The following is a 25517-nucleotide window of genomic DNA, read 5'->3' as shown; positions in this document are numbered from 1 at the left end:
TCCAGTGCGGTGATTTCGCACCGAAATGATACCTTTACGGAATGATTAAAATTCGAACACTTGTTAAACGAGCCGGCAAAATAATCGGTTTAACTGCACGCAACGCGCGGCGGGGATCGCTCCCCGCCGCATCGTTTAGGCAATTAACAGCTGATGGTTCGCCAGCAATGTCGCCAGGTCGGTTTGCACCCCGTTCAACGTCACAAGCGTTGTGGGCGAGAAATTGCCGCCGCTACCGTCCAGGTCAACCTGGATCTCGGTATTGCTGCCGTTTTGCACCACACGGATGTAGTCGGTGATGTTGCCCGCGCTGCTGTCCAGCGTCGCCACGCCGTTCACATAGCTCGCCGAGCCGGTGCCGGTATAGCCGCTACCGGAAAGCAGATCGCGCAGATCGATACGATCCGTGTCCGCTGTCCCCTCCCAGGTCCCTACGGTGAAGCCGTTCACCACGTCGCTGCCGTTACCGCCCGTGGCGTCCGACGCGTTGATCAGCTTGTAGAGCAAGGTGTCGTGGCCGCCGCTACCGATGTTGAAGGTGTCGTTGCCGCCGCGTCCTTCGAACTGGTTATCACCGCTGTTACCGGTGAACACGTCGTCGTGGTTCGAGCCTGCAACCCCTTCAATATTCACCAGCGTCGCGGTGTTGAAGCCGGTGTTTTGCGCCGTCGTCAGCCCCAGATTCACGTTTACTCCCGTGCTGGCGTTGATGTAATCCACCACGTCCATACCGCCGGTGCTGCTCCAGGTATCATGATCGGACGTCGTCGACCAGCCGCCGGAGCCGTTGTAGGTATAGGTACCCGCTTCGGCAACGAAGGTGTCGTTATAGCCCGTCCCGACAATCGTCCCGCTGTGACCTCCGGTGGCGGCTTCTGCGGTCAGCACGTAGCCTTCCTTACCGTTGCCCGCTTCCAGCCCGTCCCAGGTGACGTTACTGGAGACGCCGTTGGTCGCTCGCACCAGCACCGCGTGGTAGGTCTCATTGGCGTCCAGGCCGTAGAAGCTGATCAACGACGAGGAGTCGTTAATCCCCATCCCCGACTGCGCGTTGAGGATCTGGCTGGCTACCAACTGGCCCGCAGAGTTGTAAAGCTGAACGGTGTTGCCAAAGAAGGCGTTGATCCCTTCGCTGTCGACAATCTTCAGATGCATGGCCGTACCCGGCGCAACGGTGTTGGTGTTGCGCTCCAGGATCACGCCTCCGTTCTGGCGGAAGATCAGCAGATCCTGCGCGCCGTCCCAGTCGTAGTCGAGCCGCGCCGCGCCGGACACCTGCGTGGAGGTGGCAGTGCTGAACTTCGACGCCGTGAAGCTTGCCGAACCCGCGATGCCATCGTTGGTGTAAAGCCATGACTGCCCGCTGTTGGCCAGCTTGATGATGTCCATCTTGCCGTCCATGTTCCAGTCCACCGCCACGCTGACGTTACCGACGAATTTGTCCGTGGTCGCGGTGCCTACCGCGGTGCCCGCCAGCAGGTTGCCGGTGCCGTCGTTCAGCATCAGCACGCCGCCAGTGTTGGTACCGCTGGAGGTGCGGTACATGCTCATGTACAGATCCATGTAACCGTCACCGTTGAAGTCGCCCCAGGTCATGCTGACGGCGTTGGTCGCCGCGCCGGAGCCGGTAGCGCTGTACATGGTGTTGATGAAGTTCTGCCCCCAGGTAAACGAGCCATCCCCCTGGTTGAACATCGTCGACAGCGCATAGTTGTTACTGCCGTTAGTGGTGTGCTGGGCAATATCCACCTTACCGTCGTTGTCTAAGTCGACGCCGGAGACTTCAATCAGGCTGTTGTAGTTACCCACCTTCGAGCCGGACACAAAGGTGCCGTAGGTCCCGGCCTTCGAGCTACCGACCAGCGTCCCATTGTTGTTCAGCATAAAGGTGCTGGAGTCCGGGCCACCCGCATCGCCGACCACAAAGTCCGTGTAACCGTCACCCTGAATATCAATCGCCACCACCGCGCCATACCAGACCAGCGCCCCAAAGCCGCTGAGCGAAGTCGAGGTGTAGGTGCCGTCGCCATTGTTAATCAGCTGCTGCATGTAGCTGTAGTTGGTGCTTTCGGCCAGGATGTCATTCAGACCGTCACGGTTGATATCCGCGTACGTACCGGAGGTGTAGGTTCCGGTCATCGTAAAGTTGCTTCCCACCGTCCACGAGTTGCGGCTGTCGGCATTCGCCGACGCGATTTGCTGGTTCGCCGTAACCGTCCACAGCCCGTCCGAATCCAGCATGTAGCTCGCAGCGTTCGACGAGCCTGAGCTGGTCGTCGTGAAGCCCAGCGTGATCGCCTCATCATTACCAATCACGAGGCTTCCCGTGGTGGTGCCGGTTGAGTTGCCGTTGCCCGCGCTGCTCTTCACCTGCGCCGTCACGTCATAGCTCTTCACGGTCAGCGCATCGCTGTCCGGGATTTGCAGATACCAGGTGCTATTGTCCGGGTCGACCACCACCGCGCCGCCCGCTTCGGAGGTGTAGGTTTTACCGTTGACGGTAACGACCAGATATTCCCCGTTGGTCAGCGCCGCCGACACGGTACCGTTCAGAATCGGCGTCGTGTCCGGCGTCGTCTGGGCGGCAATGGTTGCCGTGGTGGTCGGAATGCTGGTATCGACCTTCAGCACAAAATCATTCGAGTCGGTGTAGTTCCCCGCCACGTCGGTAATACGCAGAACGTAGTTATGGTTACCGTCTCGCAGGCCACTGTCCTGGAAGTACCAGCTGGTCGCGCCGTTCATGGTGACCTGGCCCAACAGGACCCCGTCGCGATACAGTTGCGCAATTTCACCGGCCGCCAGCCCCTGGTTCAGGGTACCGCTGATGAGCGGCGTGGTGTCATCCGTCGAGACGTTTTCACCAAAGACCCCGGTACGCTCGCCGTCGGTATCGGTATAGCTGACGATCGTGCCCTTCGTCACCGGCGGCGTGGTGTCTACCGTCACCACCTGCTGTGCGGTTGAGCCGACGTTTCCGGCCTGGTCAATGATGCGCACCTGATAGGTGTAATCATTGTCGGTCAGCGTGCGGGTATCGGTGTAGCTCCACTGGGTATGGTTCACCGTAACGTCGATCCAGGTTGCCCCGCCGTCCAGGCTGATCTGCACCCGTTCATCGCTGCGCAGCTCGCTGCCAAGCGTGCCGCTCACCGTCAGCGAGGTATCGTTGGTGATGAAATCGCTGCCGGACTGCCCGGTATCGTCGCTGATGGCATCAATGGTGATGCCGTACTGCGGCGCTTTGGTGTCCACGGTCACCACCTGCGAGGTGGTTGCTCCGACGTTGCCCGCCTGATCCACCACGCGAACCTGATAGTCGTGATCGCCATCGGCGAGGGTGCGCGTATCGGTATAGCTCCAGCTTGTGCCGTTAACCTTCGCGTAAACCCAGGTCGTGCCGCCGTCGAGGCTAACCTGTACGTACTCATTGTTGCCCAGCGCCGCGCCGAGCGTGCCGTTCAGGGTGTACGACGTTTGGCTGGTCAGGAAGTCGTTATCATCAAAACCGGTATCGACGGTGATGTTATCCACGGTCACGGTGATCGCCGCGTCTGGCGCAATGGTATCCACCGTCACCTGCTGGTGCGCAGACTCGCCCACGTTTCCGGCCGCATCAATCACGCGTACCCAGTAGTCATAGGTCTGGTTACCCAGCGTGCGGCCATCGACATAGTACCAGGTCTTGCCGACCACGATGACGTTCTGCCAGGTGTTGCCGCCGTCGAGGCTGATCTGCACGCCTTCACCGTCGGCCAGCGTCGCGCCGAGCGAGCCGTGCAGCGTCAGCGAGGTGTCATTGGTCACGAAGTCGCTGTTGCTCAGGCCCGTATCATCACTGATGCTGTCGATAGAGACGGTTTTGCTGGCGTCCGGCGCCACGGTATCAATGGTCACCACCTGACTGGTGGTGGCGCTGATATTGCCCGCGTCGTCGATCACCCGCAGCTGGTAGTTGTAGTCGCCGTCGGCCAGGGTGCGACCATCGACGTAGGTCCAGGTCAGCCCGCTGACGTTCACATCAATCCATGTCGTTCCGCCGTCAATGCTGATCTGCGCGTGCTCGCCGCGGCCCAGCGCCGCACCGAGCGTCCCGTTCAGCGTGATTTGATTATCGCTGGTGATAAAGTCGCTGTCGGACAACCCGGTATCCTGCGTCACGGCATCCACGGTGATGGTGGTTGCCGCCGGCGCGGTGAGATCGACCACCACATCCTGGCTGTCGGTTGCGCCGACGTTGCCCGCGTTATCGATAACCCGTACCTGATACTGATAAGTGCCGTCGGTCAGGTTGCGGCCATCGGCGTAGCGCCAGGTCGTGCCGGTGACGGTCAGGTCTATCCAGGTGACGCCGCCGTCGAGGCTGATCTGCGCCTTCTCGTTGTTGCCGAGTTGCGCGGTCAGCGAGCCGTTAACCACCACGTTTTTGTCGTTGGTGATGAAATCACTCGCGCTCAGGCCAGTGTCGTTTTGCAGCGAGTCGATGCTGATGCCCATCGACGGCGGGGTCAAATCGATCGTGACCGTGTGGTCCGCGCTCGCGCCGTTGCCGATCGCGTTGCTGACCTGAGCGTTAATCACGTAAGCGCCGCCGTCCGCCAGCGCCGTCACGTCCGCGCTGCCAACCGTGTAGCTCCAGCTGCCGTCGCTCTGTACGGTCGTGGTGTAGGTTTTGCCGTTCAGCGTAATGGTCACCGTCTGGCCCGCTGGCGCGCTGGTCGTACCGCTGACGACCAGCGGCGTGCCGTGCTCCGCGGCATTCACGATGTCGTCCTGCGCAAAGGTATTGATAGCAATCGTCGGCACGTCGCCGCTCAGCGTGACGTCGTGCGTCGCGCTGCCCGGGTTGCCTGCCTTATCGGTTACCGATGCGGTAAGGGTGTATTTACCGTCGGCGAGGCCCACCAAATCGTGCCCTTCCACGAAGACCGACCACGTGCCGTCCGCGCCAACGGTGGCCTGGTAGCTGTGGCCGTTAAAGGTCACGGTCACCGTTTGCCCCTGCTCGGCGGTAGTGGTCCCGCTGACGGTTTGTCCCGCCTGCTGTTCCGCGTTGTTGACGATATTGTCGTCCGCCACCGTATTGATGGTGACGGTTGGCGCGACGGTATCTACCGTCAGGGTATGCGAAGCATCGCCGCTGTTGCCTGCCTTATCGTTGACCGAGGCGGTCACGGTGAGCGCGCCCTGGCTCAGGGAGGCAAGATCGGCCGCCGGAACGTCCAGCGTCCAGGTGCCGTCGGCCTTCACCAGCGCGGTGTAGGTTTTGCCGCCGAGGGTGACGGTGACCGTCTGCCCGGCCTCCGCGCTGCTCGAGCCGTGAACGGTCAGCGGCTGCTGCGCTTCCGCCGCGTTGAGCATATCGTCGCCGGAGATCGCCGCGATGCTCACTACCGGCGGGGTGATGTCCACGCTCACGCCGTGCGTCGCCGACGCGCTATTACCCGCGCTATCCTGCGCCGATGCGGTGACCTGATAGCTCGAACCGTCCGCCAGGGCGCCCACGTCCGCTGCCGGAACCGTCGTGCTCCAGGAACCGTCGCTCTGTACCGTCGCCGTGTAGGACTTGCCGTTCAGCATCACCGTCACCTTCGTTCCACTGGCGAACTGGGCGCTGGAACCGCTGATGACCAGCGAGCTGCCCGCTTCGGCGGCGTTAATCACGTCGTCACCGCTAATAGTGTTGACGGTCAGCGCAACCGCGGCGGTATTGACCATCACGTCGTGGGTCTGGGTGCTGCTGTTGCCCGCGCCGTCGGTGATGGTCGCGCTGATGGTCACTTTACCATCCGCCAGGGCCGAGATGACGCTGGCCGGAACGCCCACGCTCCAGCTGCCGTTGGCGTCAACGGTGGTGGTGTACTGCTTGCCGTCAATCGTAACGACCAGCTTATCGCCCGTGGACGCGCCGGTGGCGGTGCCGCTCACGATCTGCGCCTGCCCGTGCTCAACGCCGTTGATCACGTCGTCGCCCGCTACGGCGTTGAAGCTGATGGTCGGCGGCGTGGTGTCGAGGGTAATCGCCTTACTGGCGCTGCCCGGGTTGCCCGCCGCGTCGCTGACGCTCACCTGCACGGTGTAGCCGCTGTCCGCAAGCGCCGCCAGGTCGTCCGCCGGGACGTTCACGCTCCACGCGCCGCCCTGCCCGACCTGCACGGTGTACGATTTGCCGCCCAGCGTCACGGTGACCGTCTGGCCCACTTCCGCGGTAGTGGTGCCGGTAATCGCTACGCCCGCCGCAGCTTCGCTGCCGTTGATCACGTTGTCGGCCGCAACCGTGTCAATCGTGACCGTTGGTGCAGTCGCATCCACGCTGTATTCGCGGCCCGCCGAGGCGCCGTTGCCGTTCACGTTGCTCACGCTTACCTGCACGCTGGCGTCGCCGTCCTTCAGGCCCGCCAGATCCGTCGACGGCACGGTAGTGGTCCACTTGCCGTCCGCATCCACCTTCGCGGTGTAGGTTTTCCCGCCGAAGGTGATGGTCACGGTCTGGTTTGCTTCCACGTTGGTGGTCAGACCGGACAGCACCAGGTCCGCGCCTTTCTCCGCGGCGTTGATCACGTCGTCGGTGGCGATGGCATTAATGCTGATGGCAACTGCCGCCAGATCCACCGTCACGTCGTGGCTGATGGTGACCGGGTTGCCCGCGGTGCTCTGGCCCGCCACGGTAATCGTCACGCTGCCCGCCGCCAGCGCGCCCACGTCCGCAGACGGAACCGCCGCGCTCCAGGTGCCGTCCGCCAGCAGGGTCGCCGGGTAGGTTTTGCCGTTGACGGTGACGGTCAGCGCCGTGCCCGCCGTCAGGCCGTCGCTGCTGCCGGTAATGATCAGGTTCTGGCCGTGCTCGATGCTGTTGATCACGTCGTCGCCTGCCACCGTGTCTACGCGCAGGCCCGGCAGGTTAGCGTCGATGGTGATGTCGCGCTCGCCGCTGCCGGTGTTGCCGTGGCCGTTAGTCACGCTCGCGGTCACGGTCAGATCGCCGTTGCCGAGCGCCTTCAGCACGTCAGCCGGGACGTTCACGGTCCAGGTCAGATCGCTCTGCACAACGGCGGTGTAGGTGTTTCCGCCGATCTTCACGGTCACGGTGTTGCCCGCTTCCGCGTGGGCAACCTTACCGCTGATGCTCTGATCCACCGCCACCTCGGCAGCGTTGATGATGTTATCCGTGGCGATGGCATTGATCGTCACGGTCGGCAGGGCGGTGTCCACCTGCAGGTTCGCGGTATTGCTGATGCCGTTGCCGACGCCGTTGGTCGCCGCCGCGCTCAGGGTGTAGTTCGCCTCGCCCAGCGCCGCCAGATCCGCCGCCGGCACCGTCAGGCTCCAGCTGCCGTCTGCCGCCGTAGTCGCTGTGTACTGCTTGCCGTTCAGGGTCACGGTGACCGTGGTGCCCGCGCTCAGGTTGGCGCTGGTGCCGCTCACGCTCAGATCCTGGCCTTTTTCCACCGCGTTCAGCACGTTATCGCCGGAAATCGCGTCGAAGTTCAGCGACGGCAGGCCGGTCTCCACGGTTACGTCGTGGGTGCCGCTGCCGGTGTTGCCCGCCGCGTCGGTCACGCTGACGCTGACCGTCACCTTGCCGTCGGAGAGCGCGGAAATCACGCTCGCCGGCACGCCGACGCTCCAGTTCCCCGCCGCGTCCAGCACGGTGGTGTAGTCCTTGCCGCCGATGCTGACGGTGACCTTATCACCCGCTGCCGCGCCGGTCGCCGAGCCGCTGATAATCTGCGCCTGGCCGTGCTCGGTGGCGTTGATCACGTCGTCGCCCGCGATGGTGTTGATGGTCACCACCGGAACGGTCGCGTCCACCGTGACGTTATGGTTAACCGAGGCCGGGTTGCCCGCCTTGTCAGAAACGGAGGCGGTGATCGTCGCCGTGCCGTCCGCCAGCGCGCCGACGTCCGCCGCCGGAACGTCCAGCGTCCAGCTGCCGTCCGCACCCACGTTCGCGGTATAGGTTTTGCCGTTCAGGCTGACGGTCACCGTCTGGCCCGCTTCGGCCGTGCTGGTGCCGCTGACGGTCAGCGCGGATTTCGCTTCCGCCGCGTTGAGCACGTCGTCCCCGGCGATCGTGTTAATGGTGACCGACGGCGCGGTCGCGTCCACGCTGTACTCGCGTCCTGCGGAGGCGCCGTTGCCGTTCACGTTGCTCACGCTTACCTGCACGCTGGCGTCGCCGTCCTTCAGCCCCGCCAGATCCGCCGACGGCACGGTGGTGGTCCACTTGCCGTCCGCATCCACCTTCGTGGTGTAAAGCTTGCCGCCGATGCTCACGGTCACGGTCTGGCCCGCCTCGACGTTAAGCGTCGTGCCGGACAGCACCAGGTCCGCACCCTTCTCCGCCGCGTTGATCACGTCGTCGGAAGCGATGGCATCGATGCTGATGGCGACCGTTGCCAGATCCACCGTCACGTCGTGGCTGATGGAAATCGGGTTACCCGCCGCGCTGTCGCCGGAGACGGTGATTTTTACCGTGCCTTCAGCCCAGGCGCCCACGTCCGCAGACGGAACCGCTGCGCTCCAGGTGCCGTCCGCCAGCACGGTCGCCGGGTAGGTTTTGCCGTTGACGGTGACGGTCAGCGCCGTGCCCGCCGTCAGGCCGTCGCTGCTGCCGGTAATGATCAGGTTCTGGCCGTGCTCGATGCTGTTGATCACGTCGTCGCCTGCCACCGTGTCCACGCGCAGGCCCGGCAGGTTGGCGTCGATGGTGATGTCGCGCTCGCCGCTGCCGGTGTTGCCGTGGCCGTTGGTGACCGTCGCGACGATCGACAGGCTGCCGTTGCCCAGTGCCTTAAGATCGTCCGCAGAGACGTCAACCTTCCAGGTCAGATCGCTCTGCACGGTGGTGGTGTAGGTGTTGCCGCCGATCTTCACGGTCACGGTGTTGCCCGCTTCCGCGTGGACGACCTTGCCGCTGATGCTCTGATCCACCGCCACCTCGGCGGCGTTGATCACGTTGTCGCCCGCCACGGTGCTGATGGTCACGGTCGGCAGGGCGGTGTCCACCTGCAGGTTTGCGGTGTTGCTGATGCCGTTGCCGACGCCGTTGGTCGCCGCCGCGCTCAGGGTGTAGTTCGCCTCGCCCAGCGCCGCCAGATCCGCCGCAGGCACCGTCAGGCTCCAGCTGCCGTCCGCCGCCGTGGTGGCGGTGTACTGCTTGCCGTTCAGGGTCACGGTGACCGTGGTGCCCGCGCTCAGGTTGGCGCTGGTGCCGCTCACGCTCAGATCCTGGCCTTTTTCCACCGCGTTCAGCACGTTATCGCCGGAAATCGCGTCGAAGTTCAGCGACGGCAGGCCGGTCTCCACGGTTACGTCGTGGGTGCCGCTGCCGGTGTTGCCCGCCGCGTCGGTCACGCTGACGCTTACCGTCACCTTGCCGTCGGAGAGCGCGGAAATCACGCTCGCCGGCACGCCGACGCTCCAGTTGCCCGCCGCGTCCAGCACGGTGGTGTAGTCCTTGCCGCCGATGCTCACGGTGACCTTATCACCCGCCGCCGCGCCGGTCGCCGAGCCGCTGATAATCTGCGCCTGGCCGTGCTCGGTGGCGTTGATCACGTCGTCGCCCGCGATGGTGTTGATGGTCACGACCGGAACGGTCGCGTCCACCGTGACGTTATGGTTAGCCGAGGCCGGGTTGCCCGCCTTGTCAGAAACGGAGGCGGTGATCGTCGCCGTGCCGTCCGCCAGCGCGCCGACGTCCGCCGCCGGAACGTCCAGCGTCCAGCCGCCGTCCGCGCCCACGTTCGCGGTATAGGTTTTGCCGTTCAGGGTCAAGGTCACCGTCTGGCCCGCTTCGGCCGTGCTGGTGCCGCTGATGGTCAGATCCGCTTTCGCTTCCGTCGCGTTGAGCACGTCATCTCCGGCAATCGTGCCGATGGTGACGGACGGCGCGGTGGCATCCACGCTGTACTCGCGGCCCGCGGAGGCGCTGTTGCCGTTCACGTTGCTCACGCTTACCTGCACGCTGGCGTCGCCGTCCTTCAGGCCTGCCAGATCTGCCGACGGTACGGTGACCGTCCACTTATCGTTCGCGTCGACCTTCGCGGTGTAGGTTTTCCCGCCAAAGACGATCGTGACGGTCTGGTTCTCTTCCACCTGCGCGGTGGTGCCGGAGAGCACCAGATCGGTTCCTTTCTCCGCGGCGTTGATCACGTCGTCAGAGGTGATGGCGTCGATGCTGATGGCGACCGCCGCCAGATCCACGGTGACGTTATGGCTGATGGTGACCGGGTTGCCCGCGGTGCTCTGGCCCGCCACGGTAATCGTCACGCTGCCCGCTGCCAGCGCGCCCACGTCCGCAGACGGAACCGCCGCGCTCCAGGTGCCGTCCGCCAGCACGGTCGCCGGGTAGGTTTTGCCGTTGACGGTGACGGTCAGGGCGGTGCCCACCGTCAGGCCGTCGCTGCTGCCGGTGATAATCAGGTTCTGCCCGTGCTCGATGCTGTTGATCACGTCGTCGCCCGCGACGGTATCCACGCGCAGGCCCGGCAGGTTGGCGTCAATGGTGATATCACGATCCGCCGAGCCGGTGTTGTTCACGCTGTTGGTGACACTCGCGGTGACGGTCAGATCGCCGTTGCCCAGCGCCTTGAGGTCGTCCGCGGAGACGTCCACTTTCCAGGTCAGATCGCTCTGCACCGTGGTGGTGTAAGTTTTGCCGCCCACGGTCACCGTTACGGTGTTGCCCGCTTCGGCGTTGATGACTTTCCCGCTGATGGACTGACCCGCGTTGACTTCGCCCGCGTTGATCACATCATCCGTTGCGATGGCATTGATGCTCACGCCAGGCAGCACGGACTCAACGGTCACGGTATGCGACGCGCTGCCGCTGTTGCCCACAGCGTCCGTCGCCGACGCGGTAACGGTGTACAGGGCTTCACCCAGCGCACCGACCTGTTCAGCCGGAACGGTGGTTGACCACTTGCCGTTCGCGTCTACCGTCGCGCTGTAGGCTTTGCCGTTCAGCATCACCGTGACGACGGCGCCCGACGCAAGGCCGGTCGCGGTGCCGCTAATCACCAGATCCTGCGTCTTCTCAACGCTGTTGATCACGTTGTCGTCGGAGACGGTGTCGATGGTCAGCACCGGGGCGGTCAGGTTCACCTTAACGTTGTGCGTTTCGCTGTCGCTGTTCCCCGCCCTGTCGGTGACGGAGGCGGTAATGGTGTAATCCCCGGCGACCAGCGCGCCAACGTCGGCAGCCGGGACCCCGATGGTCCACTTGCCCGCCGCGTCCAGCGTCGCGGTGTAGGATTTATTGTTGATGGTCACGGTCACCACGTCGCCCGCCGCCGCGCCGGTGGCGCTGCCGCTCACGGTCAGCGCCTGGCCGTGCTCCACGCTGTTGATCACGTCATCGCCGGAGACGGCGTTGATGGTGAGTTGCGGCACGGTGGTATCCACCAGCACGTCGCGCGTGGTGGAGGCCGGGTTGCCCGCCTTGTCTGCCACCGAGGCCCCGATGGTGTAGTTGCCGTCAGCCAGCGCGCCGACATCCGCCGCTGGGACATCCAGCGTCCAGGTGCCGTCCGCGCCCACGGTGGTGGTCCAGGACTTGCCGCCAAGGGTAACGGTCACCGTCTGGCCCGCTTCGGCATTGCTGGTGCCGTGAACGGTCAGGGCAGACTGCGCCTCTGCCGCATTGATGATGTTGTTATCGCTGACGATATCAATCGCCACCGACGGCGCGGTGGCGTCCACGCTGTACTCGCGGCCCGCCGTCGCGCTGTTGCCGTTTACGTTCGTTACGCTCACCTGCACGCTGGCGTCGCCGTCCTTCAGGCCGGTCAGATCCGCCGACGGCACGGTGGTGGTCCACTTGCCGTCCGCATCCACCTTCGCGGTGTAGGTTTTACCGCCGAAGGTGATGGTGACGGTCTGGTTTTCTTCCACGTTGGTGGTGAGGCCGGACAGCACCAGGTCCGCGCCCTTCTCCGCGGCGTTGATCACGTCGTCGGTGGCGATGGCGTTCACGCTGATGGCAACGTCGGCCAAATCGACGGTGACGCCGTGGCCGATAGAGACCGGATTTCCGGCGCTGCTCTGGCCTTCAACGGTGATGGTCAGCTTGCCCGCCGCCAGCGCGCTCACGTCCGCAGAAGGAACCGCCGCGCTCCAGGTGCCGTCCGCCAGCACCACGGCCGGGTAGGTTTTGCCATTGACGGTGACGGTAAGCGCCGTGCCCGCCGTCAGGCCGTCGCTGCTGCCGGTGATAATCAGGTTCTGGCCGTGCTCAATGCTGTTAATTACGTCGTCGCCTGCCACCGTGTCCACCCGCAGGCCCGGCAGGTTAGCGTCGATGGTGATATCGCGATCGCCGCTGCCGGCGTTGCCGTGGCCGTTGGTGACGCTCGCGGTGACGGTCAGATCGCCGTTACCCAGCGCTTTCAGGTCGTCCGCGGTGACGTCTACTTTCCAGGTCAGATCGCTCTGCACCGTGGTGGTGTAGGTGTTGCCGCCAATGGTGACCGTCACGGTGTTGCCCGCTTCGGCGTTTGCTACCTTGCCGCTGATGGTCTGGCCTGCCGCCAGCTCCTGGGCGTTAATCACGTCGTCGGTAGCAATGGCGTTGATGGTGACGACCGGCAGGGCGCTGTCCACCTGCACGCTATGGGCGGCGCTGGTGGCGTTGCCTGCGGCGTCGGTCACGGAGGCGCTTACCGTGTAATTTGCTTCGCCGAGGCCGCTGACGGCGGAGGCCGGCACGGTGACCTTCCAGCTGCCGTCCGCCGCCGTGGTAGCGGTGTAGTTAATGCCGTTCAGGGTTACCGTCACGGTGGTGCCCTGCGGCTGGTTGCTGGTGCCGGAAAGCACCAGGTCGGCCCCTTTTTCCAGGGCGTTAATTACGTCATCACCGGCGATGGTGTTGATGGCAAGCGTCGGCGCGGTCAGGGCGACGCCGAGATCGTGCTGTGCGCTGCCGCTGTTGCCCGCCTTGTCCGTCACCGTCGCGGTCAGGGTGTAGTCGGTGTTGGCCAGCGCCCCGACGTCTGCAGCCGGAACGCCCACGCTCCAGCTGCCCGCCGCGTCGAGAATGGCGGTATAGTCTTTACCGTTCAGGTTGACGGTCACGACGTCGCCCGCCTGCGCGCCCGTCACCTTCCCGGAGACGATCAGCGCCTGGCCGTGCTCGGCAAGGTTAATCACGTCGTCGTCCGCGAGGGTGTCGAAGGTGATTTTCGGCACGGTAGTGTCCACCAGCACCGAGGTATTGGCGCTGGCCGGGTTGCCCGCCTTGTCGGAAACGGAGGCGGTAATGGCCGCATTGCCGTCGGCGATGCCCGCCATATCCGCCGCCGGAACGTTCAGCGACCAGGTGCCATCCGCCTGTACCTGCGCGGTGTACTGCTTGCCGTTAAAGGCAACGGTGACGGTTTGTCCCGCCTGCGCGCTGGAGGTGCCGCTCAGGGTCAGATCGGCCCCGGCCTCCGCGGCGTTCAGCATGTTGTCGCCGCTGACGGTATCAATGGTAACCGTTGGCGCGGTCGCGTCCACGCTGTACTCACGGCCCGCCGTAGCGCCGTTGCCGTTCACGTTGGTGACGCTCACCTGCACGCTGGCGTCGCCGTCCTTCAGCCCCGCCAGATCCGCCGACGGCACGGTGGTGCTCCACTTGCCGTCCGCGTCCACCTTCGCGGTGTAGGTTTTCCCGCCGAAGGTGATGGTCACGGTCTGGTTTTCATCCACGTTCGCCGTGGTGCCGGACAGCACCAGATTCTGGCCTTTTTCCGCCGCGTTGATCACGTCGTCGGTGGCGATGGCGTCAATGCTAATCGCGACCGGCGCCAGATCGACGTCGACGATCGTACCGATGTTCACCGGGTTCTGTGCGCTGTCCTGCGCGCTGGCGGTAATCGTCAGTTGGCCGTCGGCCCACTGGCCCACGTCCGCCGCCGGAATTGCCGCCTGCCAGGTGCCGTCCGCCAGCACGGTGGCCGGGTAGTCTTTGCCGTTCACGTTGACGGTGACGATGCTGCCCGCCGCCAGATCGGTGCTGGAGCCGGAGATAATCAGGTTCTGGCCGTGCTCGATGATGTTGATCACGTCATCGCCCGCCACGGTGTCGAAGCGCAGGCCCGGCAGCTGGGCGTCGATGGTGATATCCAGCGTGGAAGAGCCGGTGTTGCCGTGGGCGTTGGTGACGCTCGCCGTCACGGTCAGGTCGCCGTTGCCGAGCGCGGTAAGCTGCGCGTCGGTCAGCGGCAGGCTCCAGGTGAGATCGTCCTGCACCACAGCGGTGTAGGTTTTGCCGCCGAGCGTCACGGTGACCGTATCGCCCGCCGCCGCGTTGCTAACCTTCCCGGTCAGCGACTGGCCCGCGGCCACTTCCGCCGCATTGACCACGTTGTCGCCCGCCAGGGTGTTAATGGTCACTACCGGCAGGGAGCTGTCCACCAGCACGTCGTGGCTGGCAGAGGCGGTATTGCCGACGCTGTCCGTGACGCTGGCGGTAACGGTATAGTTCGCTTCGCCCAGCGCGCCCACGGCGGAGGCCGGCACGTTGACGCTCCAGCTGCCGTCCGCCGCCGTCGTGGCGGTGTAGTGGATGCCGTTCAGGGTGAGCGTAATGGTCGTGCCCTGCGGCTGGTTGCTGGTGCCGGAGAGGCGCAGGTCGGCCCCTTTTTCGCTGGCGTTAATCACGTCATCCGCGGCCAGCGTGTCGATAGCAATGACTGGCGTAGAGGTGTTCACCACCACGTCCAGCGAGCCGCTGCCGGTGTTGCCCGATTTATCGGTCACGGTGACGCTGACCGGCCAGGTGCCGTCCGCCAGCCCCTGCACGACGGACGCAGGCAGGCCCAGGCTCCAGCGGCCCGCCGCGTCGACCACCGTGGTGTAGTCCACGTTATTGATGGTAATCGTGACGCGATCGCCCGCGTCCGCGCCGGTGACGGAGCCGCTCAGGATCTGCGCCTGCGAATGGGCGGTGTGGTTGATGGTGTTGGTGCTGGTGACGAAATCATCGATCGTCACCTGCGGCACGGTGGCGTCCACCAGCCCGATGCGGTCGACGCTGCTGCCGTTGCCCGCCACGTCGCTGACGCTGGCGGTCACGGTCACCTTGCCATCGGCCAGCGCGCCCACGTCGGCCGCCGGCACGTCCAGCTGCCAGGTTCCGCCGCTTTGCACCGTCGTCGTGTACTGCTTGCCGTTGAGGGTCACGGTGACGGTCTGGCCCACTTCGGCTGTGGTGGTTCCGCTCACGGTGAGCGATTGCTGCGCTTCGGCGGCGTTAATGATGTTGTCGGACGTCAGGTTGTCGAGGGTAATGGCCGGCGGCTGGGTATCTACCACAACCACGCGCGAGGCGTCGGCGCTGTTGCCGCTGACGTTGGTGACGCTCACGCTAATCTGCGCGCGGCCATCGCTCAGGCCGTCCATCGCGGTTGCGGGAACGGTCAGGCTCCAGCTTCCGTCCTGCTGGACCTGCGCGGTGAAGGTCTGATCGGCGAATTTCACCACCACGGTCTGGCCCGCTTCCACGCCCTGCGTTTTGCCGGAGAGCGTCAGGTCGGCCCCCTTCTCGGCGGCATTGATCATGTCGTCCGCGCTGACCGTGTCCACGGTCACCGCAACGGCGTTGAGATCCAGCGCGATGTGGTGGTCAGCAGAGGCTTCGTTGCCCCACGTGTCTTTGGCGTAAATTTTTACGTCGATATCGCCCGCCGCCCAGTTCTGCAGATCCGCTGCCGGAACGCCGATCTGCCAGCTGCCGTTGGCCGTAATCACCGCCGGGTAGTCAATGCCGTTGATGGTGACGGTGACCTGCGCGCCTGCGGCCAAATGGCTGCTGGTGCCGGTGACGGTTAAATCCTGCTGCTGTTCGATGGCGTTGATCACGTCATCGCCGGAAATGGTGTTCACCCGCAGGCCCGGCTGGTTGGCGTTGATGTTGATATCGCGCTCGCCGCTGCCGGTGTTGCCGTGGCCGTTGGTGACCGAGGCCGTGAAGGTGAGATCGCCGTCGCCGAACTGGGTCAGATCCGCGGACGGAACGGTGACGCTCCACGTCAGATCGCTGCCGACCTTCGCGGAGTAGGTTTTCCCGCCCGCGCTGATGGTGACGGTATCGCCCGCCGCCGCGCCGGTCACGCGCCCGCTCAGGACCTGGTCGACGTTCACTTCGCTGGTGTTGACCAGGTTATCGCCCGCGAAGGTGTTAATAATCACCTGGGGGAGCGCGGTATCGACCAGCAGGTTCGCCTCAGCGGAGCCGGTATTGCCGACGCTGTCGGTGCCGCTGACGCTCACGGTGTACAGGGTATTCGCCAGGTTCAGCACGTCCGTCACCGGGACCTGCACCGACCAGACGCCGTTAGTCACGCTGGTCTGATAGTCAACGCCGTTAAGCGTTACGGTGATGGCGCTGCCGTTCGGCAGATTGCTGGTGCCACTCAGGCTCAGCGGCTGCATCGCCTCCTGGGCATTCAGCACATTGTCCTGGCTGATGGCATCAAGGGTGAATTCTGGCGGGTTGCCGCTCAGCGTAATGCCGTGCGTCGCGCTGCCGGTATTGCCTGCGGCATCGGTAACGGAAACCGACACGCTGTGTTTCCCTTCACCAAGCGCACCGATAACCGATGCCGGTACGCCCACGCTCCAGCTGCCGTCGGCCTGAACCACGCCGGTAAAGGTCTGGCCGCCTACGGTTACCGTGACGACGTCGCCCGCCGCCGCGCCGTTTGCATGGCCGGAGACGATCTGTGCCTGTGCCTGCTCGCTGGTATTCAGAACGTCGTCGCCCGCCACGGTATTGATTGTCACCACGGGAGCTGCGGTATCCACGCTGAAATCAGCGGTGGTGGAGGTGCCGTTCCCGGCTTTATCGCTGACGTTGACCGTCAGGGTGTGGTCACCATTGCCAAGCGCCTTAACGTCACTGGCAGGCAGGGTAACGGACCATGTGCCGTCGCTTCCTACCGTAGCGGTATGGTTTTTGCCGTTTAGCGTGACCGTCACAATCTGGCCCGCTTCCGCACTGGTTTTTCCGGTCAGCGTCAGCGCCTGATTGTGCTCAGCCGCATTGATGATGTTGTCATGCGCGAGGGTATCGACGGAAAGCGTCGGCGCGGCAGTATCTACGCCAATCGTCTGGCTGCCGGTCACGGTATTCCCCGCCGCGTCTTTGCCGCTGACGCTCACCGTCCAGGTGCCGTCGCCCAGCGCCTTTGCGTCTGCCGCAGGCACTTTTACGCTCCATGCGCCATTGGCTCCAACCTCGGTGGAATAAGTTTTGCCGTTCAGTGTCACCGTCAGGCTGGTGCCCTGCGCCAGATTTTTGCTGGCACCGGACAGGGTAAAGCCCGCCGCCTGTTCACTGGCGTTGATCACGTTATCACCCGCCGTGGTCGCCAGGGTCAGGCTCGCGTCTGCGGTGGAGACGGTCACGGTGATGCTGCCCGCAGAGGTCGTTTTACTGCCATCGATCTGCACGACGGACCAGGTGTGTTCCCCGTCGGTCTGCGCAGGCAGTTTTACCGTCCAGGTACCGTCTTTCGCCACCATCGCGCTGGCAATGGTGCTTCCGCTACTGTCTTTGATCTGAATGGTTGCGCCAGGCTGGCCGGTGCCGCTGAAGGTTGGGGTGTTATCATCCGTGACCTCTTTTGCACTCAGCACACCCTGCTTGTCACCCGCTTTGTCCGTCACCATAAAGGTCGGCGTTGCGCTCTCCACCTCTTTGGTGTTGTCGATGACGCGGGTTTTGGTTTCACCGTCCCCGCCATGCGCCAGCAGGGCACCTAATGCCCCCCCGCCGAGCGCCGCGCCCGCAATCCAGCCCCACGGCGCATCGCCGAGCACGCCGCCCTGCTCCATGAAAGGTTCAATGCTGCTAATCGGTGCCGCCTGCGCGGTCAGCTCGGCTGTCGCGACGCCGGTCACTTCTCCGGTGTCGGCAAAAGAAATATGGGTTAATTCCTGATTATCGTTAAACACCAGTTCAGAATGGTGGTGCGTCTCAGGATCTTCAGCGAAATAGTTATTGCAGCGGATCACGCTGCCATCTTTCATATAAATGAGCAGGTCTTTACCCTGGCGAACATAGCGCGCCACGTCCTGTGCAGAGCCCTGAATTTCAATCACGGCGGGCGATGAGATCGAGACCGACATATTTCCCTCGCCGGTTAATTTCGCCTTCTCCGCCGTTTTACGAATGATGACATCAACAACTTTTACGCTACTCATATTCTTCTCCTTGCAGGTGTACGGTGTCCTGTGAAAATGTCCACCCGATAGCTGTAACTCGCCCTGGGGATTACGCCCCATTCTTTTTTGACTTATTCCACGCTGAAAATCGCGTCTTCCGTTAACTCAAATCCGGTAATTTCGCCGCGGTATTTGTCTCTATTCCGACCAGCGGCATGAGATTATCCACCGCAGAGGCGTAATTAATTGCGGCGCTCCAGCCATCATATTCCGCCATTATTTTCGCGGAAATGGCTTGCCAGACATCCTGTTCTACGCTGAGCAAATCGTTAATGCTGCGCTTGCTCAGGGTGTATTCATTTTTGTAGACATCCCGGGCGCGGAGCGCGCTCTCAAGCTGCCGTTTGCCCGCCTCTCTTCTGCCGAGCGCGCCGGTCCAGTCCGCCTGCGCCACAGAGGCTTTTTGCAGCACGTCAAAACGCGCCTGATCTACCTGCGAAGCGGCCATTGAGCGTGCGCCTTCCGCCTGGCGTACCCGGGCCGATACCGCGCCGCCCTGATAAAGCGGGGCATCAACATTCAGCTGGATCTGATCGTCCCAGTATGAGCGGTTATCTGACTCATAGCGCGTGCGGCCTGCTTTCAGGCTCAGCGTTGGCCAGTGCTGCGACTTTGCGGTTTCGATCCCGTACTGCGCGGCCTTTTCCATGTTCTGCGCGGCCATGACCGCCGGGATCGAGGCGTAATCAATGCGGTTAACGGAATCCTGTTCAATGGCCAGTATGGGGGGAACCGGTGAGTACCGTTCGGCCTGCATCCCCGTCAGTACCGCAAGCCTGGCGCGGGCGCTGTTTAACGCAGCGGTGTACTGCTCGACGGTGGCCTGCATCCCGGCAATACGCGTGCGGGTCTGAAGTTCATCCGAGGTCGAACTCACCCCCGCATCCGCACGCAGGGTTGCCAGTTTCTCAACGTTTTTAAGCGCCTGGACGTTTTCTCTGGCGGCCTGCAGGAGGTCGGCATAGCGTTTCACTTCGACATAGCTCAGCGCCGTTTTTTCGGCCACATCAGATAACGTTCTCATCAACTGAAAGCGATAGCTGTCCCGCTGGGATGAGGCCTGGCTGATGCTGTTATTCGTTTTGCCGAAATCGTAGATCAGCTGCGTCAGGCTTAATCCCCAGGCGGCAGAATTGCGCAGCGATCCGCTGGAGTCGGTGGTTTGGCTATGGCCGGTGCTGCCATTCAGGGATATTTGCGGCATCCAGCCGCTACGCGCTTCATCTATTTGCGCCTGACCAATGCCCAGCTGCGCGGCCTGCTGGCTAACGGACGGATCGCGGTCGATAGCAAAAAGGATACTTTCTTTTAAGGTAGTTGCCGCGACGGGAGCAAATGCTGCCTGGCCGTTATTCGCCACTGCCGGATTAATCGCCAGCGAAATTAACGCCAGTCCGGCGGATATTTTAAATAATAAGTTTGTTGGCAATATAGACATGTTATCTCCTGTCGCTGAATGTCGCGTAATTAGATACCCAATAAGAGGTAAAAATAATTTGGCGATTATTCATCATCCTCCTCAAGAATTTTCGGCAAAGGGAACCCATACCCATCCACGCTGGAGATAAGGCCTGACCAAGGACTAATTTAAATTAGGAATTTACTTATTTCTTTAACGTGGCGGCAGCATAACAAAATGTCTTATATCCCACTACAGCCACAATGTTAATGTGGTGTTACAAATAAGAAAAATCTTCACGTTTCTGGACAAATCTCATTAAAGGACCTTTCAGATGAAACATATAAACTTGTTGTTTCTTAAGTAAAATTTCCAAACGCGACGCTGTACATTTTTGCGTTTATTTCAGATCGGGTCAGACACAAAGATTTTCAAAGAAGTGTCAATTTGAGTAACCTTTCACATCTTAAAATTATCAAACACTCAAACAATTAATTTTTATAGAATATAAGACCAGATTAAAACACAAAAGCAGAATTTTACGTTGATGATTATCTATCTATTAGTTCCTTTAACCAATTTAACCGCAAAACATTGTTTTAACACCTATCAAACATTTCTAAAAATGATTAACCACACTTAATCAATGGGTTGTTAATGATTACCCACGTGAACAATTTTTTCGCAACACCCTGCCCTGAATAATGCGCCCTGACGGATTACGGCAGGAAGGCGCATTCCCTTTCCGCAAAAATGCTGTAATATGCAATTTATTGCGATATTTTGCAGGATTCGGAAAAACATGCATAAAACGGCCAGACAAAAGTATCTGCTTGATATCCTGAGCGAACAGGGCCAGGCCAGTATCGTCGAACTTGCTGAAAAGCTGCAGGTTTCTGCCGACACGGTTCGCCGCGATCTGACGGACCTCGAAAAACAGGGGCTGGCGCAGAAGAACCACGGCGGTGCTATTGCGCTTAATCTGTCAGCCATGAATCGTCAGGGCCGGAATACCTTGCTGCCGCAAATCAAGCAGCAGTTGGGTAAACGGGTCGCGCAAAGTGTGCCGACGGGGTCGACGCTATTCCTGGATGCCGGCAGCACGATGCTGGCGGTGGCGAACGTCCTTAAGGGGCCGCTCACGGTTATCACCCCTTCTCTTGATATCGCCCTGTGTTTTAGCGAGCGGGAGGATATCGAGCTTATCCTGCTCGGCGGAAAATGGGATCACCAGCAGCGCCTGTTTGCCGGTAGCGCCACCCTCGCTCTGCTGTCGCGCTACCGGGCAGACATTGCCATCCTCGGTGCCTGCGCCATTCATGCGCAGCTTGGCTTAAGCGCCAGCACGGAGGCTGATGCCGAGGTCAAACGCGCCATGCTGGCTGCGAGCCATGAGCACTGGATCGTGGCGGACCATATGAAGCTCAACCGCTGCGAACCCTATCTGGTTTCCGGGCTATCCGGCATTCATCAACTGTTTTTAGATCGTCCCTGGCCCGAGCTTGGGGACGGTGGCGCCATGCAAGTGACCCTTGCAGAGGCACAATAACGTGGAGAACACATGAATAAGGTTAACGGTAAGACAATCAACATTGCGCTGATCGGGTATGGCTTTGTCGGCAAAACCTTCCATGCGCCGCTGATCCAGTCCATCGACGGGCTGAAGCTGGCGGTCGTCTCCTCCCGGGATGCCGAAAAGGTGAAACGCGATATTGCAGACATCATCGTGGTGGCGACGCCTGAAGAGGCCATTCAGCACCCCGATGTCGACCTGGTAGTAATCGCCTCTCCGAATGCGACGCATGCCCCGCTGGCAACGCTGGCCCTGAATGCAGGCAAACATGTTGTGGTCGATAAACCCTTTACCCTCGACATGCAGGAAGCCCGCGATCTGATTGCGCTGGCGGAAGAAAAACAGCGCCTGCTCTCCGTTTTCCACAATCGCCGCTGGGACAGCGACTTCCTCGGCATCAAGCAGGTCATTGAGCAAGGCAGCCTGGGCAACGTGAAGCACTTCGAGTCGCACATCGACCGCTTCCGCCCGGAGGTTCGCGCACGCTGGAGAGAGCAAAATGTCCCCGGCAGCGGGCTGTGGTTCGATCTGGGGCCACATCTGATCGACCAGACGCTGCAGCTTTTCGGCCTTCCGCAGTCCGTGCAGGGCAACATCGCCACGCTGCGTGACGGGGCGGAGATTAACGACTGGGCGCATGTGGTGCTCAACTACCCGTCGCATAAGGTTATTTTGCATTGCAGCATGCTGGTCGCTGGCGGCGCGACGCGCTTTGCCGTTCACGGTGACAAGGCCAGCGTGCTGAAAGCCAGAATCGATCAGCAGGAAGCCCAGTTGCTGGCAGGTATTGTGCCGGGCAGCGCGACGTGGGGCGAAGACGATGATGATATGGTGCTGTTTGATGCCAGCGGTGAGCCGCACCCGGTAAAAACCCCGAAAGGCGATCAGCGCCAGTATTACATTAACGTGCGTGATGCGTTGTTCGGCAAAATGGATAATCCGGTACACCCCGTTGAGGCGCTGGCGGTGATGGCCGTGCTGGAAGCGGCAGTGAAATCATCTGAGACAGGGTCAACCGAGACGCTGGAGCTGACGGCAGATGAAGTTGCCCGTCTGAACTAAAAAGAAGGGCCTGCATTGCGCGGGCCCTTTTTCGATGTTACTGACGCTTTTTCGGCATCATGCGCAGGAGCGTGTTGTCCTTCCAGTAGTAGTGGTGCAGCAGCGCCGCAAAGGCGTGCAGGCCAATAACGAAATAGCCCAGATTTGCGAGCGTGACGTGCCACGATTTCAGCATGTCCACGACGTCAAAATTGCCCTCTGCCGCATGCGGCATAACAAGGCCAAATGCAAACCAGTCATTGCCGCGGTTATACATCATGACAATGCCAATCAACGGCAGCGCGATAAACAGCAGATAAATAATCAGATGCCCAAGATGCGACAGGCCGGTGACCATCGCTTTCGGCTTCGGCTGAATGGGCGGTGCCGGGAATCTGAGGCGGATTAGCAGGCGCGCCACCATCAGCACCAGAATGGAGATGCCACAGGAGACGTGGATCATGTTGATCAGCGGGCGATCGCTGCGCGGGAAATAGCCCCGAAACTCCATGGCGCAATAGGCCACGATAACCAACAAAAACACCAGCCAGTGAATACCTATTTGCAGGCCCGTATATTTAGTGCGCATGTCTTTTCCCGATAAAGAACTGATATTGCGTCAACATAACCAGCTTTCCTTAAAAATTCATTAACTTTTCTGTATGGTTTTTCAATTACTTCGCAGGCAATGAAACATCTTCAATTGCCGCCCTGCCCGTCATGGTCTAAGCCTGGATAAGTTCAAACTGTCGTACCGACACGTTTTCCAGGAGATAACCATGAGTAAAATTGGCATTAACGGATTTGGACGCATTGGACGCCTTGTACTTCGTCGCCTTCTTGAAACCCAGGACAGCAACACCGTGGTCGCCATCAACGACCTGACCTCACCGAAAGTGCTGGCCTACCTGCTCAAGCACGACTCCAACTACGGCGGCTTCCCGTGGAGCGTCGATTTCACCGAAGATTCGCTGATCGTCGATGGCAAAACCATTTCGGTTTACGCCGAAAAAGAGGCGAAGCATATTCCGTGGAAAGCCGCAGGCGTTGATATCGTGGTCGAATGCACCGGTTTTTACACCTCGGAAGAGAAATCCCGTGCGCACCTGGATGCAGGGGCTAAAAAAGTGCTGATCTCCGCCCCGGCGGGCGACATGAAAACCATCGTGTTTAACGTTAACGACGACACCCTCGACGCGAACGACACGATTGTTTCCGTGGCCTCGTGCACCACCAACTGTCTGGCCCCGCTGGCGAAAGCGCTTCACGACGCCTTTGGTATTAAGGTGGGCACCATGACCACCATTCACGCCTATACCGGGACGCAGGCGCTGGTGGATGGCCCACGCGGGAAAGATCTGCGGGCCTCCCGCGCGGCGGCGGAAAATATCATTCCGCACACCACCGGTGCGGCGAAAGCCATCGGGCTGGTAATCCCGGCGCTGAGCGGAAAACTGAAAGGCCACGCGCAGCGTGTCCCGGTTAAAACCGGTTCCGTGACCGAACTGGTGGCGATCCTCGAGAAAAAGGTGACGGTGGAGGATATTCATGCCGCGCTGAAAAAAGCGACGCAGGGCAACAAATCATTCGGTTATACCGATGAAGAGATTGTCTCCTCGGATGTGATTGGCTCGCACTTTGGCTCGGTGTTTGACGCCACCCAGACGGAAGTCAGCGAGGCGGGCGACGTTCAGCTGGTGAAAGCCGTTGCCTGGTATGACAACGAATACGGGTTTGTTACGCAGCTGGTGCGTACCCTGGACAAATTCGCTTCACTGTAAAACTCTGCCCCCTCCGCAACCGGAGGGGGAATCACGGTTACGACTGCAAATAGACCACCTGGGTCTGGAGGTATTCGTTCAGCCCGTGTTTTCCATCCGCCCCGCCAATACCGGACTTACGCCACCCCGCATGGAACCCCTGCATCGCTTCAAAGTTTTCGCGGTTAATATAGGTCTCGCCAAACTTCAGCCCCTTGATGGCTTTCATCGCGACGTTCAAATCACGGGTATAGATCGACGAGGTTAATCCGTAGTCGCTGTCGTTCGCCATGGCCAGCGCCTCCTCCAGCGTGTCGAAAGCCACTACGGGGAGCACCGGGCCAAAGGTCTCTTCATGCATAATCGCCATGTCCTGACGCACGTCCAACAGCAGGGTTGGCGGATAAAAGTACCCTTTGCCCTCGACGGTTTTACCGCCAAGCACCACCTTCGCCCCCTCCTGCACCGCGCGCGCCACCTTCTGCTCGACACGCTCACGCGCGGCCGCGTTGATCAGCGGCCCCATCGCAATGTCCGTGCGCTCTGCCGGATTGCCAAACTGGACTGCCTTCATCGCTTCACCCAGACGGTTCACAAAGCGGTCGTAAATGCCTTTTTGCACGTACACGCGCTCAGCGCAGTTGCACACCTGCCCGGTGTTGATGACGCGGGAGTCAACGATGGCTTTCACCGCCAGCTCCAGATCCGCATCGTCCATCACGATGGCCGGCGCTTTGCCGCCGAGTTCCAGTCCGACTTTGGTAATGTTTTTTGCCGCCGCGGCCATGATTTTCTCGCCCGCGCCGACGCTTCCGGTCATGCTGACCATCGCCACTTTCGGATTGCCTGCCAGCTCCTGACCGACGGTTTCGCCACGGCCCAGCACCAGGTTAAAGACCCCTTTTGGCAGGCCGATATCATCGACAATTTTGGCAAAGGCAATGGCGTTGTTGGGGGTAAACTCGCTCGGTTTAATGACGATGGTGTTGCCGGTCAACAGCGCGGGCGCGAGCTTGCGTGCAATCAGGAAGAACGGGAAGTTCCACGGCAAGATCCCGGTGGTCACCCCCAGGGCGCGTTTGAAGACGAGGATGTTCTCGCCCGGACGGTCGCTCTGAATGATTTCTCCTTCGTAGCGGCGCGCCCATTCGGCCATATAGTCGATGTAGTCCGCCGTGAAGTTGACTTCCACTTCCGCCAGCTGCTGGATCTTTCCCCCTTCGGCGACAATCAGGGCGCTGATTTCGCTGACGCGCTCGCGGATCCCGGCGGAAATTTTGCGCAGCCAGTTTGCACGCTCAATCGCAGGCAGCGCCTCCCAGCCCGCCTGCGCGCGTTCGGCGGCGTCAATGGCTTTTCGGGCATCGTCGGCGCTGCCATCGGGAATACGGGAAATGACCTCTTCGGTTGCCGGGTTGATGACGTCAATCCAGGCGTCACCCTGCCAGGCCACAAACTGTCCATCGATATACATAGGATGTTGTACGGGTACTGTCATAACCTGCTCCTGTAATTACACTGTTTTTAACAAGTA

General features: G+C 61.3%; 7 protein-coding genes. 3 read left to right on the top strand and 4 right to left on the bottom strand.

All coding sequences use genetic code 11. The features are described 5' to 3' along the window. Positions 1-135: 135 nt before the first annotated feature. Together QLG21_RS10765 and QLG21_RS10760 are read right to left on the bottom strand one after the other, a co-directional pair. Positions 136-18189 (bottom strand): Ig-like domain-containing protein, encoded by an 18054-nt coding sequence (locus QLG21_RS10765; protein WP_282484361.1) that lies wholly within the window; start codon positions 18187-18189, stop codon positions 136-138. A gap of 121 nt (positions 18190-18310) precedes the next feature. Beyond that, positions 18311-19648, bottom strand: a complete 1338-nt coding sequence (locus QLG21_RS10760; RefSeq protein ID WP_137848572.1) for a TolC family outer membrane protein — start codon at positions 19646-19648, stop codon at positions 18311-18313. 763 nt (positions 19649-20411) lie between these two features. Between QLG21_RS10760 and QLG21_RS10755 the strand changes: the two genes are divergently transcribed. Together QLG21_RS10755 and QLG21_RS10750 are read left to right on the top strand one after the other, a co-directional pair. Continuing rightward, positions 20412-21158 carry a DeoR/GlpR family DNA-binding transcription regulator gene (locus tag QLG21_RS10755; RefSeq protein WP_282484360.1) on the top strand — a complete coding sequence of 249 codons (747 nt, stop codon included), beginning with the start codon at positions 20412-20414 and terminating at the stop codon, positions 21156-21158. 12 nt (positions 21159-21170) lie between these two features. Next, the gene (locus QLG21_RS10750) at positions 21171-22244 is read left to right on the top strand and encodes an oxidoreductase (protein ID WP_282484359.1); all 1074 of its coding nucleotides are present in this window, start codon (positions 21171-21173) and stop codon (positions 22242-22244) included. Between the two features lie 37 nt (positions 22245-22281). Here the strand turns inward: QLG21_RS10750 and cybB are convergent, their stop codons facing one another. Continuing rightward, positions 22282-22812, bottom strand: a complete 531-nt coding sequence (gene cybB / locus QLG21_RS10745) for a cytochrome b561 (RefSeq protein WP_282484358.1) — start codon at positions 22810-22812, stop codon at positions 22282-22284. A gap of 190 nt (positions 22813-23002) precedes the next feature. Between cybB and gap the strand changes: the two genes are divergently transcribed. Beyond that, positions 23003-24004, top strand: coding sequence for a type I glyceraldehyde-3-phosphate dehydrogenase (gene gap / locus QLG21_RS10740; RefSeq protein WP_282484357.1), 1002 nt, complete (start codon positions 23003-23005; stop codon positions 24002-24004). Between the two features lie 37 nt (positions 24005-24041). Here the strand turns inward: gap and aldA are convergent, their stop codons facing one another. Continuing rightward, complete coding sequence (gene aldA / locus QLG21_RS10735) at positions 24042-25481, bottom strand: aldehyde dehydrogenase (protein ID WP_101737754.1); 1440 nt, start codon at positions 25479-25481, stop codon at positions 24042-24044. Between the last annotated feature and the right edge of the window lie 36 nt (positions 25482-25517).

The sequence above is a fragment of the Enterobacter sp. V87_3 genome (assembly GCF_029967835.1).
GTDB classification, from domain to species: Bacteria; Pseudomonadota; Gammaproteobacteria; order Enterobacterales; family Enterobacteriaceae; genus Enterobacter; species Enterobacter cancerogenus.
The sequence above is the reverse complement of the archived record's forward strand: the minus strand, read 5'-3'. Positions and strand labels throughout refer to the sequence as shown.

Coding starts and splice junctions, on each gene's coding strand:
- QLG21_RS10765 (WP_282484361.1), bottom strand. CDS start 18,189: ATGAGTAGCGTAAAAGTTGTTGATGTCATCATTCGTAAAACGGCGGAG.
- QLG21_RS10760 (WP_137848572.1), bottom strand. CDS start 19,648: ATGTCTATATTGCCAACAAACTTATTATTTAAAATATCCGCCGGACTG.
- QLG21_RS10755 (WP_282484360.1), top strand. CDS start 20,412: ATGCATAAAACGGCCAGACAAAAGTATCTGCTTGATATCCTGAGCGAA.
- QLG21_RS10750 (WP_282484359.1), top strand. CDS start 21,171: ATGAATAAGGTTAACGGTAAGACAATCAACATTGCGCTGATCGGGTAT.
- cybB (WP_282484358.1), bottom strand. CDS start 22,812: ATGCGCACTAAATATACGGGCCTGCAAATAGGTATTCACTGGCTGGTG.
- gap (WP_282484357.1), top strand. CDS start 23,003: ATGAGTAAAATTGGCATTAACGGATTTGGACGCATTGGACGCCTTGTA.
- aldA (WP_101737754.1), bottom strand. CDS start 25,481: ATGACAGTACCCGTACAACATCCTATGTATATCGATGGACAGTTTGTG.